Source organism: Micromonospora sp. NPDC049662, assembly GCF_040675055.1.
Lineage (GTDB): Bacteria > Actinomycetota > Actinomycetes > Mycobacteriales > Micromonosporaceae > Micromonospora.
This window is the reverse complement of sequence record NZ_JBFAOC010000003.1, coordinates 227,864-240,417: the sequence shown is the minus strand read 5'-3', so window position 1 is coordinate 240,417 and position 12,554 is coordinate 227,864. Positions and strand designations below refer to the sequence as shown.

The window sequence follows — 12,554 nt, the reverse complement described above, 5'->3', positions numbered from 1 at the left end:
GAACGACGACTACCGGAAGCGCAGGGCGGTCGGCCCCTGCACCTTCGAGCCGCGGCGCTGCTTGGCCGGCATGGCGGCCAGCTTCTCGCGCAACTCGACGGCGTAGGCGGCGAGCGCCTCCACCAGGTCGGGCACCGAGGCGTGCGGCGGCTGGACGTCCACCCGAAGGCCGAACTCCGTCGCGGTCTCCGCCGTCTTGGGCCCGATCACGGCAACAACCGTGCGCGCGTGCGGCTTCCCGGCGATGCCGACGAGGTTCCGCACGGTCGAAGAAGACGTGAAGAGCACCGCGTCGAACCCGCCCGACTTGATCGCGTCCCGGATCTCGGCCGGCGGCGGCGCAGCCCGCACCGTCCGGTACGCGGTCACGTCGTCGACCTCCCAGCCGCGCTCGGTGAGCCCGGCGGCGAGCGTCTCGGTGGCGATGTCGGCGCGCGGCAGCAGCACCCGACCGACCGGGTCGAGGATCTCGTCGTGCGGCGAGAACTCGGCCAGCAGCCCTTCGGAGGACTGCTCCCCGGCGGGGATCAGCTCCGGCTGGATACCGAACGCGCGCACCGCGTCGGCGGTCGCCTCGCCGATACAGGCGATCTTGACGCCACCGAAGTGCCGGGCGTCCAGGCCGTGCTCGGCGAACTTCTCCCAGACCGCGCGGACCGCGTTCACCGAAGTGAAGATCACCCAGGCGTACCGGCCGTCGACCAGGCCCTTGACCGCCCGCTCCATCTGCGCCGGGGTACGCGGCGGCTCGACCGCGATGGTCGGCACCTCGCACGGGATCGCCCCGTACGCGCGCAGCCGTGCGCTCATCACGCCGGCCTGCTCCTTGGTCCGGGGAACCAGCACCTTCCAGCCGTACAGCGGGCGGTTCTCCCACCAGCTCAGCTTGTCGCGCTGCCCCACCCCGACACCGACGGTGAGCACCACCCGGCCGGTGAAGCCGAGCGCGGCGGCCACGAAGCTGTCCACGGTCGACGTGGTCGTGTACTGGGTCTCGCCGGTGCCGTCACCGGTCACCCCGACACCGGTGGTGCCGTCGACCCCGGCGGCCAGCAGCCCGTCCCGGACGGCCGCGAGGTCACCGGCGTCCACCGCGAGCGCGAGCGAACCCCGGCCGACGGCGGCGGCCAGCGCCTCGAAGTCCAGCGCGCTGACGTCCTCGACGTCGGCGGCGGTACGCACACCCGGCAGCGGAACACCCGCGTAGGTGGCCACACCCTCGGCCTGACCGACGCCGGGCACCACCTCGAAGTGGGCGGCGGTACGGGCGACGGCCTGCACCTCCTTGACCACCGAGTCGTGGCCGAACGGGTCACCGGCGACCAGGTGCACCGCGTTCAGCCCGGACCGGGCGGCGGAGATCAGCACCTTCGCCACGTCCCCCGGGGCGCCTTCGGCCGGGGTGAACTCGGCGTCGTCCCGGGCCTCGGCGCGCACGGCGGCGAGCAGCGACTCCGGGACCCCCCGGTCGTAGATCACCTGATCGGCGTCGACCAGGGCGTCGTGCGCCCGGCGGGTCAGCAGACCTGGGTCGCCGGGGCCCGCCCCGACGAACGCGATACGGCCGACGGGCTTACGGGTGCGGGTCATTCTGTGCTCCCAAATTGCTGGGTCCCCGGGCCGGTGTGTCCTTCGTGGCCGAGGATCGAGTCGGCGCCGAGGTCGAGGAGTTCGGCGGCGAGTGCCTTACCGATCTCCGCAGCGTCGGCGGGCGTTCCGGTGCGGGACAGCCGGATGTCACGAGTGCCGTCCGGGCTGATCACCGCCCCGCGCAGGTAGATCTCGTCACCGTTCTCGCCTTCGGCGAGTTCGGCGTAGGCGGCGACGGGTGCGCTGCACCCGGCCTCCAGGGTGGCCAGCAACGCGCGTTCCGCGATGACCGCGGCGTGCGACGGTGCGTGGTCGAGCGTTCCGAGCAGCTCGACCAGATCCTGGTCGTCGACTCGGCACTCCACTGCCAGCGCGCCCTGGGCGGGCGCGGGCAGCATCAGCATCGGGTCCAGCGTCTCGGTGATCACGTCGGCCCGACCGATCCGGGCCAGGCCGGCCCGGGCCAGGACGACCGCGTCGAGGTCGGCATCGGGGCCGAGCACCCGCGCCAGGCGGGTGTCGATGTTGCCGCGGATCGGGGTGACCTCCAGTTGCAGGCCGAGCGCGTGCAACTGGGCGATCCGGCGCAGCGCGCCGGTGCCCACCGTGGCGCCGGGCGGCAGTTCGGCGAGCGTCTGGCCACCGCGGGCGATCAGTGCGTCGCGCGGATCCTGCCGGGGCGGCACCGCCGCGATGTGCAGCCCGCCGGCGGCGGCCGTGGGCAGGTCCTTGTACGAGTGCACCGCGAAGTCGATCGTCCCGGCGGTCAGCGCGTCGCGCAGCGCGGAGACGAACACTCCGACGCCGAGCCGGTGCACCGGCGCGCTGGAGCGGTCGCCCGCGGTGACCACCTCGACCAGCTCGACCGGGCGGCCGGTGGCGGCGGTCACGGCCTCGGCGACCTGGCCGGACTGGGCCATCGCCAGGGTGCTGCCCCGGGTACCGAGGCGCAGGGGGGCGGTCATCGCGCACCTCCGGTGGGCGGGACGGGGTCGGTGGCGTCCGAGCCGGGCGCCGGGTCGTCTTCGGCGGCCGGCCTGCCGATCTCGGGGCTCAGCACGTCGGGGACGGTGTCCACCGGTGAGGTCTGTGGCACCTGCAGGTCGAACAGCTCACGCAGCAGGGCGGCGTACTGGTCGCCACCGGGCTCGGCGGCGAGCTGGCGGACCTTGACGGTGGGCTGGTGCAGCAGCCGCTGCACCACGCGGTGCACCGTACGGGCCACCTCGGCGCGCAGGTCGTCGCCGAGGTCGGGACGGCGCTGGGCCAGCCGACGCAGCTCGGTGGCGACGACGTCGTCGGCGCGACCCCGCAGCGCCGCCACGGTGGGCGCCACGTCGGCGCCGCGCAGCCAGGTGAGGAAGCCCTCCACCTCGCCGGTCACGATTCCTTCGACGGCGGCGGCGTCCGCCGCGGCCGGACCGTCGGCGAGCAGCGCCGCCATCCGGTCGATGTCGATCACCTCGACGCCGGCCAGGTCGGCGACGCCCTCCTCGACGTCGCGCGGAACGGCCAGGTCGAGCAGGACCAGCGGGCCCCGGGCCGGGTCGCGCTCGGCGAGCGCGGCCCCGACGACCGTCCGGGTGAGGACCGGTTCGGTGGACGCGGTGGCGGCCACTACGATGTCCACTGTGGAGAGCGTGGCGGCCAGTTCGGTCATCGGCGCGGCGCCCGCACCGTACGACTCGGCGAGCCGGACGGCCCGGTCGATGCCCCGGTTGGTGACCGTGAGTGGCCCGGCGCCCAGCCGGGACAGCCTGGCCACCCCGAGCGAGCCCATCGCACCGGCCCCGATCACCAGAGCCGGGTGGCCGGCGAGATCACCGTCGAGGTGCCCGGCCGCCAACTCCAGCGCGGCGGTGACGACGCTCTGGCCGGCCCGGTCGATGCCGGTCTCGGCGTGGGCTCGCTTGCCGACGCGCAGCGCCTGCTGCATCAGCTCGTGCAGCAGCCGGCCGGCCGAGTCGGCGCCGGTGGCCCAGTGGTACGCGTCGCGCAACTGGCCGAGGATCTGCGCCTCGCCCACGACCATGGAGTCCAGCCCCGTGGCGACGCGGAAGACGTGGTCCACGGCGGCGGTGTCGTAGTGGACGTACAGGTGGTTGGCGAGCGCCGCCGGGGTGCTGCCGGCCTGCTCGCCCAGGACGGCGCAGATGTCGCCGAGCCCGCCGTGGAAACCGGACACGGCGGCGTACACCTCCACCCGGTTGCAGGTGGAGACGAGCACCGCCTCGCTCACGTACGGCTGAGCGACCAGGCGGTCCAGGGTGCGGGTGAGGTCGGCGGGGGGCACGGCCAGCTGCTCCAGCGTGGCGACCGGGGCGGTCCGGTAGGACGCGCCGACGACGAGCAGTTTCACGTGCCGATCGCCTCCTGGGTGTCGGTGGCCGCGAGACCGCCGGGCAGGGCGGTGAGAGCGGACCCGCCGGTGGCGGGCAGCGCGGTCAGCGACGCCTTACGGTGCTCGTGGAAGGACAGAATCTGCAGCTCGATGGCGAGGTCGACCTTGCGCACGTCGACCCCCTCCGGAACAGAGAGTACGCACGGCGCGAAGTTGAGGATGCTCGTCACGCCGACCGCGACCAGCTGATCGGCGACCCGCTGGGCGGCCGGGGCGGGGGTGGCGATCACGCCGATCGCGATGGACTCCTGGGCGGCGACCGCCGGCAGGTCGTCGACATGCCGGACCACCAGCCCGTTGATCTCCTCGCCGACCCGGGAGGGATCGGCGTCGAACAGTGCGGCGATCCGGAAGCCCCGGCTGGCGAACCCGTCGTAGCCGGCCAGGGCGTGACCGAGATTACCCACGCCGACCAGGGCGACAGCGCGACGCTGTGTGAGCCCGAGCACGTACTCGATCTGCTCGATCAGCAACGCGACGTCGTAGCCGACGCCCCGGGTGCCGTACGAGCCGAGGTGGGAGAGGTCCTTGCGGAGCTTCGCGGAGTTGACTCCGGCGGCCGCCGAGAGACCTTCACTGGAGATCGTTTCGTGGCCGACGTCGGCGAGGTTGTGCAGCGCGCGCAGGTATTCCGGGAGCCGAGCGACGGTCGCCTCGGGAAGGTCCGGAAGCGCCGGTACGGCACCGGCGCGGCCGGGCGCACCTGGCTGACGGTGCTGACTCATGAGACTCCGTGCGGTGCGATCCTCGGCCAACTCTGCTGGTCGGCCGCTTATGGACTCCCGCTGGCGACCGTGGTTTCCGGCTGTGCTAGCAGGGCGCGTCGGAACTACAGAGTAGGCGCTTGTGAAGACGTGCACAAATCGCGATCTTGCCGCTCCAGCCCGCGACCCCACCCGCCCCTCCATTCCACAAGATCGATTGAGCGCTCACCACCCGCGCGATTATTACTCAATCCCGACTTCTCTGACCAATCCCGCGCCCCACCCCCGTCCCCGCCCCCGCCCCCACCCCCGACCTCGCGATCTTGCACTTTCGGTCGTTCCATAACGTCCGCAGCTACGCAAATCATCGACAGCAACTGCAAGATCGGCGCGGGAATGGGCGGGAGCGTGGGTTCGGAGGACCGCGGGGTGGGGGCAGCACTACCGGGGAGAGACCAGGCTTCGGGATGGGGGGCGGGGCCGCGGCTGCCTAGCCTTTGAGCCATGACCGCCCTTGCCGCCACCAGCGACCGGCAGCCGCTGGCACGGAGCATCCCCCGCCAACTCTTCGTCGACTCCGGGTACGTGCTTCTCGGCCTGCCACTGGCAGTGGCCAGCTTCGTCGTCCTCATCGTCGGCCTCTCGGCGGGCCTCGGCCTGATGGTCACCGTGATCGGCCTGCCGATCCTCAGCGGCACGCTGTACGCCGCACGCGGGCTGGCCGACATCGAGCGGCTGCGGCTGCCCGCCGTACTCCGGCAGCCCCGGATCCGACCGCGCTACCGACTGCCGGAGGCGGGCGCGAGCGCCTGGCGGCGGATCTTCCTGCCGATGCGCGACGCGCAATCCTGGCTCGACCTGGCGCACGGAATCCTGCGGTTGATCGTGGCCCTGGCCACCTTCGTGGTCACCGTCTCCTGGTGGGTCGTCGCGATCGCCAACTCCTTCTACTGGGCGTACGACTGGGCCCTGCCCCGGCCGTCCGGAGACGACCAGGATCTGGCGCAACTCCTCGGCCTGGGTGACTCGACCACCGCCCGGATCGGGCTGAACACCGCGGTCGGCGTGTTCTTCCTGATCACCCTGCCGATCGTGGTGCGGGGCTGCGCGCTGCTCCAGGCCAGCTTCGCTCGGGCCCTGTTGACCGGGGTGGCCGAGATGCGGGACCGGATCACCGTGCTGGAGGAGCAGAAGCGGGCGGCGGTGTCCGCCGAGGCGTCCGCGCTGCGCCGGCTGGAACGTGACATCCACGACGGCCCGCAGCAGCGCCTGGTCCGACTCGCGATGGACCTGAGCCGGGCCCGGATGCAGCTCGCCTCCGACCCGGAGGAGGCCGGCCGGACCATCGACGAGGCGGTGACCCAGACCCGGGAAACCCTTGCCGAGTTGCGGGCGCTGTCGCGCGGCATCGCCCCACCGATTTTGGTCGACCGGGGTCTGCCCAGCGCACTCGCCGCGCTCGCCGGTCGCGGGCTCATCCCCATCGAGCTCCAGGTCGACCAGCAGTTGGGCACGCGGGACGGCCGACTCGACCCGGCGGTGGAGAACACCGCGTACTTCGTGGTGGCCGAGGCGCTGACCAACATCGCCAAGCACAGTCGGGCCACCGAGGCCACGGTCGCCGTGGCCCGCCAGGGCACCCACCTCCAGGTACGGGTGGGCGACGACGGGCAGGGCGGCGCGCACCTGGCGAAGGGGCACGGGCTGGCCGGTATCGCCGACCGGGTGCGGGCGGCCGGCGGTGAGCTGGCCGTGGTCAGCCCGAACGGCGGCCCCACCGAGATCCGCGCCGAACTGCCGCTGTGAACCAACGCGATGGCGGTCCCGACGTGGTAGACACCACACCCATGCGCATTGTGATCGCCGACGACGCCGTCCTGCTCCGGGAGGGGCTGGTACGACTGCTGACCGAGAGCGGGCACCAGGTGGTGGCCGCCGTCGGGGACGGCGACGCGCTCGTCGAGGCGGTGGTCGAGCACCGGCCCGACGTGTCGATCGTCGACGTCCGGATGCCGCCGACCCACACCGACGAGGGGCTGCGGGCGGCGGTGCGGGCACGCCAACTGGTGCCGCGTACGCCGATCCTGGTGCTCTCCCAGTACGTCGAGGTGTCGTACGCCGATGATCTGCTCGCCACCACCGGCGGCGCCGGCGGCGGCGGGATCGGCTACCTGCTCAAGGACCGGGTGGCGGCGATCGACGAGTTCCTGGACGCGCTGCGCCGGGTGGCGGCCGGCGGCACGGTGCTCGACCCGGAGGTGGTCGGCCAGCTCTTCGCCCGACGCCGCCGCGACGACCCGCTGCGCGAGTTGACCCCGCGCGAGCGGGAGGTGCTCGCGCTGATGGCCGAAGGTCGGTCGAACACGGCCATCGCCCGCGCCCTGGTGGTCAGCGACGGCGCGGTGGAGAAGCACGTCCGCAACATCTTCACCAAGCTCACCCTCCCGCCGGACACCGAGCAGCATCGGCGGGTGCTGGCCGTCCTCACCTACCTGCGGAACTGACCACCCGGGCGGCCAGAGCCACCGCGTCGGTGAGGGTGTCGGCCACCGGGTGACCGGAGTCGCGCAGCCGGGCCGGGTCGGTGAACCCGCCGGTGTAGAGCACCGCGCGACCGCCGACCGCGAGGGCCGCGTCCGCGTCGTCGATGGAGTCGCCGATGAGGACGACCGCGCTGCCGTCCACCTCCAGCTCGGCCAGGTGCCGCCGCAGCGACTCGGCCTTGCGGTCGCCGCCGACCGTCGCCCGCAGACCGTCGACCCGGGTGAAGTGGCCGGTCAGCCCGTACGTGTGCACCGTGGGCACCAGCTCCTCGTGGAACCACATGGAGAGCAGGCTCTGGCTGCCGTCCCAGGCGGCCATCGCGGTCCGCGCGTCGGCGGCCAGCTCGCAGGTGGTCAGCCCGTCGCGGTACGCGTCGTGGAAGATCCGGTCCAGCCGACCGAACGCCTCGTCGTCCACGGCCTGCCCGAGCACCTCGGCGTAGTAGTCGGCGATCGGCCGACGGAAGCGCGTCCGGTGCTCGTCGGAGGTGACGGTCGGCCCGCCCACGCTGGCGAACGCGGCGTTGGTGGCGGCCACCACCAGGCTGAGGTCGTTGAGCAGGGTGCCGTTCCAGTCCCAGACCAGGTGGGGGTGCGCAGGGGTCATCCGAGCACCCTAGGCCCTCAGAGCTGCGGCGTGGTCAGGTCCCGCAGCAGCCGATCCTCCTCCACCCGCCAGTAGCCGTGCTCCTTGCCGTCGAGCATCACCACCGGCAGCCGGTCCCCGTACTCCCGTTCCAGCTCCTCGTCGCCGGTGACGTCCCACTCGACCCACTTGTCGCCGGTGACCGCCACCACCCGGTCGAGCGCGGCCTTGGCGTCGTCGCACAGGTGGCAGCCGGGTCGGGTGATCAGGGCGAGCCGGGCGTCAGTGGCCATCGGGTACCTCCGTGCGGGCGTCGTCGGCGGATGCGGGCGATCCGGCCGGGGCCGCCGACCGGAGCTGGGTCTTTCGTACCTTGCCGATCGCCGAGTGGGGCAGTGCGTCGACGAACTCGACGGCGGTCGGGCACTTGAACCGGGCCAGGTTCCGTGCGCAGTGTGCGAGCAACTCCTCGCCGCTGACCGGCCGCCCCGACGCCGGCACCACGTACGCCCGCACAGTCTCGCCGGTTCGCGGGTGCGGCACACCCAGTACCGCCGACTCGGCCACCCCGGGGTGCCCGGCGAGCACCAACTCGACCTCGTGCGGATAGACGTTGAAGCCGTTGACCAGGATCAGGTCGCCGAGTCGGTCCACCAGGTGCAGGTCGCCGTCGGAGTCGGCGTACGCGATGTCGCCGGTGCCCCACCAGCCGTCGGCGTCCGGACCGTCGCGGCCGTCCGGCCAGTAGCCGTCGAAGAGGTTGGGGCCGCGTACGACGATCTGCCCCGGGTCGGTGCCGGGGGCGGCGTCGGAGATGTCCAGCTCGTCCGTGTCGTCGTCCGGGACGGCCTGGCCGTCGCGCCACAGGTCCACCGAGTCCGGCCCGACCAGGCGTAGCTGGACGCCGGGCAGCGGCCGCCCGATCGAGCCGGCCTTCGCCACCTTGCCGACCAGGGTGGAGGTGAGCACCGGCGCGGTCTCGGTGAGGCCGTAGCCGATGTGCACCGGGTGGCCGGTCGCCGCGGTGAAGCGCGCCGCGACCGCGGGTTCCAGGGGCGCCGCGCCGCACACCGCCACCCGTACCGACGCGGTCGCCGCGCGGGCCGTGTCGGCGTCGGCCCAGGCCAGGAACATCGACGGTACGCCGACCAGCACGCTGACCCGGTGCCGGGCGATCTCGGCGAGTCCCGCCGTCGGGTCCGGCTCGTCGAGCAGCACGCCGGCGGCACCATGGTGGACGACGGCGCCGAGCCCCGCATTGAGGCCGTACGCGTGGAACAGCGGCAGGGCCAGCAGCACCGTGTCGTCCGGGCCGACCACCGGCGGCTCGATGGCGTCGACCTGGTCGAGGTTGGCCAGCAGCGCGCGGTGGGAGAGCATCGCGCCCTTCGGACGGCCGGCGGTGCCCGACGTATAGAGCAGTACGGCGAGGTCGTCCCCGCCGCGGCGGGCCCGGGGACGCGGCCCGGGCTGCCCGGCGGTCGGCGGGGTGTCGTGCACGGCGGTGAGCGCCGGCAGATCGGCGGCCACCTCGGCGACCAGGCCGCGGACCCGCTCGGTGCCGATCAGCAGCGACGCGCCGGAGTCGGACAGCACGTGTCGCAGCTCCGGGGCGGTGAAGCCGGGGTTGACCGGCACCGCGACCAGTCCGGCCCGCAGCGCGCCGAGCCACCCGAGAACGAAGTCGGGGGTGTTGGTCAGCGCGATCGCCACCCGGGGCGGTGTGTCGCCCGGCTCGGTGGCCGGAACGGCGGAAGCCAGGCCGTACGCGGCGGCGGTCACGGCGGCGTCCAGTTCGGACCAGCTCACCTGCTGATCCCGCCAGTGCAGCGCGGGCCGGTCGCCGTGGTCGAGAGCCGCCCGGCGGACGCGGTCGGCGAGGTTCGGCGGGAAGTCCTGCACGGTCATCGAGTCTGGCACAGCCGCGGTCGACGGGCCACGCCTCGACGGGTCGACGGGCCACGCCTCGACGGCCGCGCGGCGACGGCCGCAGATCGTCCCGTCAACGGGACGCCCACCGTGCCACCGACGCACCGATCGAGTCCGGCTGATGGGACGGGCGACGCACCCGGTCAACGGTTCGGCCCAGCCGGTACGGCGGGTGGCGGGTACCGCTCAGCTGATCGGCCAATGTGCCGTCCGACCTGGGGATCCATGCTGGAACAACCGGTCGGTCGAAAGTCAAACGCACACGACGGACAACCGGTCCGCCGCCGGTGCGACACAGCGGGAAATACTTCCGCCTTGTGTAACGGACTTGCCACGCGCGGGTGACGTTGGCCCTATTATCACTCGGGTCGGCTCACCCCATTTGCCGTGAGTCGACACCCCTCAGCCCGAGGAGGCCCCCGTGCCTGTGAGCGCATTGGACCAGCACCTCAAGGGGAACTGCCGCCCGTCGGCACACCCCGGAACAGTCCTGCCCGACCGGCTACCCGGTCGGTCCGCACCGACGACCCGCAAACCGGCCCGTCCGGCCACCAAGGGGACGGGGGCGGCGCGATGACCACCTTCGGATACGCGGAACGTCCCGTCGGCCTGACCGGCCAGACGCCCCGCTCGCAGGTCAACGAACGGCCGGCAACCCGCGCGCCGCTGGGCGACCCGCACGCCGCGCTGCGGGGCGAGAGCCCCGCGCAGCGGACCCGCAACCGCCCCCACACCAACGAGCCTCCACCGAGACCGGCGGTCCCCGGTGGCAACGCGATGCCGACCGGCGGTCGGGTCGCCGCGCCGACCCGACCGACCATGCCGTCGCAGGGCCGCCGGGCCGGCGACGCCCCGGCGCCGGCCACCGACCCGGCCGCGGGCGAGACGGCGGTGATCCCGGCGGTTCCGGCCGCCGCGCCGACCACGCCGACCGGTTTCCCGAGCCGTCCGGACCCGTCCGACCCGGCCACCGAGGTCTGGACGCTGGTCGAGCGCGCACAGGCCGGCGAGTCAGCGGCGTTCGGTCTCATCTACGACAGGTACGTGGACACCGTCTTCCGGTTCGTCTACTTCCGGGTGGGCAACCGTCAGCTCGCCGAGGATCTGACGTCGGACACGTTCCTGCGTGCCCTCAAGCGGATCGGGAGCTTCACCTGGCAGGGCCGCGATCTCGGCGCCTGGCTGGTGACCATCGCCCGCAACCTGGTCGCGGACCACTTCAAGTCCGGCCGGTACCGGCTGGAGGTCACCACGGGCGACGTGCTCGACGCCGACCGCGAGGATCGCGGCCCCGAGGGCAGCCCGGAAGCGGCGGTGGTCGAACACATCACCAATGTCGCCCTGCTCACCGCCGTCAAACAGCTCAACCCGGAGCAGCAGGAGTGCATCGTGCTCCGGTTCCTACAGGGCTTCTCGGTGGCCGAGACGGCCCGCGCCATGGGCAAGAACGAGGGTGCCATCAAGGCTCTGCAGTACCGGGCCGTCCGTGCGCTGGCCCGACTGCTGCCCGACGGTTTCCAACCGTGATTCGCTAGCCGCACCGACGAGCGTCGATCACTGTCTGCGCAGCTCAGGGCGGGTCTCACTCGGTGACGCCGATCACTTTCTGTGATTTCCGCCCCGCCCGGCCCGTAACCCGTGCCCGGTCCGCCGCGTTTCTCCGGGTGCGACCGGTGGATGTCCCGGCAGGGCCGGGGCACCGAGGTCCGCCCGGCAGGCCGGACGGCGCCTCACCTCCGTGGTGTCACAAACGCCGCCCGGTCGCCGTAAACACGGCGGCCGACCGGCCGTGACCAGCGAGAGGAGGTGCCTGCGGTGGATAACGACCTCTTCTCCCGCCGGCGTGCCGAGCGCTTCGCGCAACTTCTCGACGAGGCCAACGGCGGCCGGCGGCACCACGTGCGGTCCCGGGTGGACAGCCAGCTGGCGCCGCTCGTCGCGGTGGGCCATCGGATCAGCGCCGATCCTCCGACCGTCGAGGTGGATCCCGACTTCCGCACCGGCCTGCGGGCGATGCTGCTCGCCACCGCCGAGCGTGAGGGGATCGGCACGACCCCGGCGACCGCCGAGCCGGCCGCCCCGCGTGCCGCTACCACGAGCCGTGGCTCGTTGCTGCCGGCGGTCACCGCCCGGCGGGCCCGTGCCCGGGGAGCGATCCTGGTCGGCATCGCCGCCGGCGCCATCGCCGTCTCCGGCATCTCCGCCGCCAGCGAGAACGCCGTTCCCGGCGACGCGCTCTACGGAATGAAGCGGTCCACCGAGCGAGCGCAACTCGCCCTGGCCAGCTCGGACATCAGCCGTGGCCAGCTCTTCCTGGACTTCGCCCGGACCCGGCTCGGCGAGGCGGCCGAGCTGCGCGGCGACCGCATCGGCTACAGCGCTGTCCTCGACGACATGGACGCCGACACCCGGCAGGGCATCCGCCTGCTCACCGCCGCCGCTGTGCAGCGCGCCGAGCCGGCCAGCCTGGACGCCGTCAACACGTTCGTCGCCAGCCAGCGGCGGGCGGTGAACAACCTGCTCGACGGGGCCGGCCGGGCCGACCGGGAACGGACCCGGCGGTCGCTGGCCCTGCTGGACAGCATCCGGGAGCGGTCGGACGCGGTCCGCGCCGCCATCGCCTGCGGCCTGCCCGCGCCGACCGGCAGCGACACCCTCGGGCCCACCCCGAGCACCTGCCCCGGCACGCGCTGAGCCCACGACGAGACCGGGCCCACTGACCCGTACGGCGAAACCAGGCCCACGGACCCGCTGCGCGAGAGCGCACGACCGACCGGTCGCGGCACGGTTTTCTGTGCCCG

11 protein-coding genes are annotated in these 12,554 nt (G+C 73.1%); 4 read left to right on the top strand and 7 right to left on the bottom strand.

Features of this window, described 5'->3' with window-relative positions; genetic code table 11:
• Positions 1–9 precede the first annotated feature (9 nt).
• Genes AB0J36_RS04280 through AB0J36_RS04265 form a run of 4 tightly spaced genes read right to left on the bottom strand, consistent with a single transcriptional unit; the run spans position 10 to position 4,716 of the window.
• Positions 10–1,590: a uroporphyrinogen-III synthase gene (locus AB0J36_RS04280; RefSeq protein WP_357129203.1), complete on the bottom strand. Its 1,581-nt coding sequence runs from the start codon at positions 1,588–1,590 to the stop codon at positions 10–12.
• A complete protein-coding gene (hemC, locus tag AB0J36_RS04275; protein WP_357129200.1) occupies positions 1,587–2,555 on the bottom strand; it encodes a hydroxymethylbilane synthase in 969 nt (322 codons plus the stop codon). The genes AB0J36_RS04280 and hemC overlap by 4 nt, the downstream gene beginning before the upstream one ends.
• A complete protein-coding gene (locus tag AB0J36_RS04270) occupies positions 2,552–3,949 on the bottom strand; it encodes a glutamyl-tRNA reductase (RefSeq protein ID WP_363660106.1) in 1,398 nt (465 codons plus the stop codon). Before AB0J36_RS04270 ends, hemC begins: the two co-directional genes overlap by 4 nt.
• Positions 3,946–4,716, bottom strand: coding sequence for a redox-sensing transcriptional repressor Rex (locus AB0J36_RS04265; RefSeq protein WP_357129194.1), 771 nt, complete (start codon positions 4,714–4,716; stop codon positions 3,946–3,948). The genes AB0J36_RS04270 and AB0J36_RS04265 overlap by 4 nt, the downstream gene beginning before the upstream one ends.
• Before the next feature lie 483 nt (positions 4,717–5,199).
• Between AB0J36_RS04265 and AB0J36_RS04260 the strand changes: the two genes are divergently transcribed.
• Both AB0J36_RS04260 and AB0J36_RS04255 read left to right on the top strand, forming a co-directional pair.
• The gene (locus AB0J36_RS04260; protein WP_357129191.1) at positions 5,200–6,501 is read left to right on the top strand and encodes a sensor histidine kinase; all 1,302 of its coding nucleotides are present in this window, start codon (positions 5,200–5,202) and stop codon (positions 6,499–6,501) included.
• A gap of 41 nt (positions 6,502–6,542) precedes the next feature.
• Positions 6,543–7,199, top strand: coding sequence for a response regulator transcription factor (locus AB0J36_RS04255; RefSeq protein ID WP_357129188.1), 657 nt, complete (start codon positions 6,543–6,545; stop codon positions 7,197–7,199).
• On the opposite strand, the gene AB0J36_RS04250 is transcribed toward AB0J36_RS04255, so the two are convergent.
• From AB0J36_RS04250 to AB0J36_RS04240, 3 genes are read right to left on the bottom strand one after another with little or no spacing between them, the layout of a single operon-like run.
• On the bottom strand, positions 7,180–7,845 hold the full coding sequence (locus AB0J36_RS04250; protein WP_357172331.1) for an HAD hydrolase-like protein: 666 nt from the start codon (positions 7,843–7,845) through the stop codon (positions 7,180–7,182). The two genes, AB0J36_RS04255 and AB0J36_RS04250, sit on opposite strands and share 20 nt — an antisense overlap.
• Before the next feature lie 17 nt (positions 7,846–7,862).
• Positions 7,863–8,117, bottom strand: a complete 255-nt coding sequence (locus AB0J36_RS04245) for a glutaredoxin family protein (RefSeq protein ID WP_355050810.1) — start codon at positions 8,115–8,117, stop codon at positions 7,863–7,865.
• Positions 8,107–9,732 (bottom strand): AMP-binding protein, encoded by a 1,626-nt coding sequence (locus AB0J36_RS04240; RefSeq protein WP_357392842.1) that lies wholly within the window; start codon positions 9,730–9,732, stop codon positions 8,107–8,109. The genes AB0J36_RS04245 and AB0J36_RS04240 overlap by 11 nt, the downstream gene beginning before the upstream one ends.
• 594 nt (positions 9,733–10,326) lie before the next feature.
• Between AB0J36_RS04240 and AB0J36_RS04235 the strand changes: the two genes are divergently transcribed.
• Complete coding sequence (locus tag AB0J36_RS04235) at positions 10,327–11,280, top strand: ECF subfamily RNA polymerase sigma factor, BldN family (protein WP_357392841.1); 954 nt, start codon at positions 10,327–10,329, stop codon at positions 11,278–11,280.
• 288 nt (positions 11,281–11,568) lie between these two features.
• On the top strand, positions 11,569–12,447 hold the full coding sequence (locus AB0J36_RS04230; protein WP_357172337.1) for a DUF5667 domain-containing protein: 879 nt from the start codon (positions 11,569–11,571) through the stop codon (positions 12,445–12,447).
• Positions 12,448–12,554 lie beyond the last annotated feature (107 nt).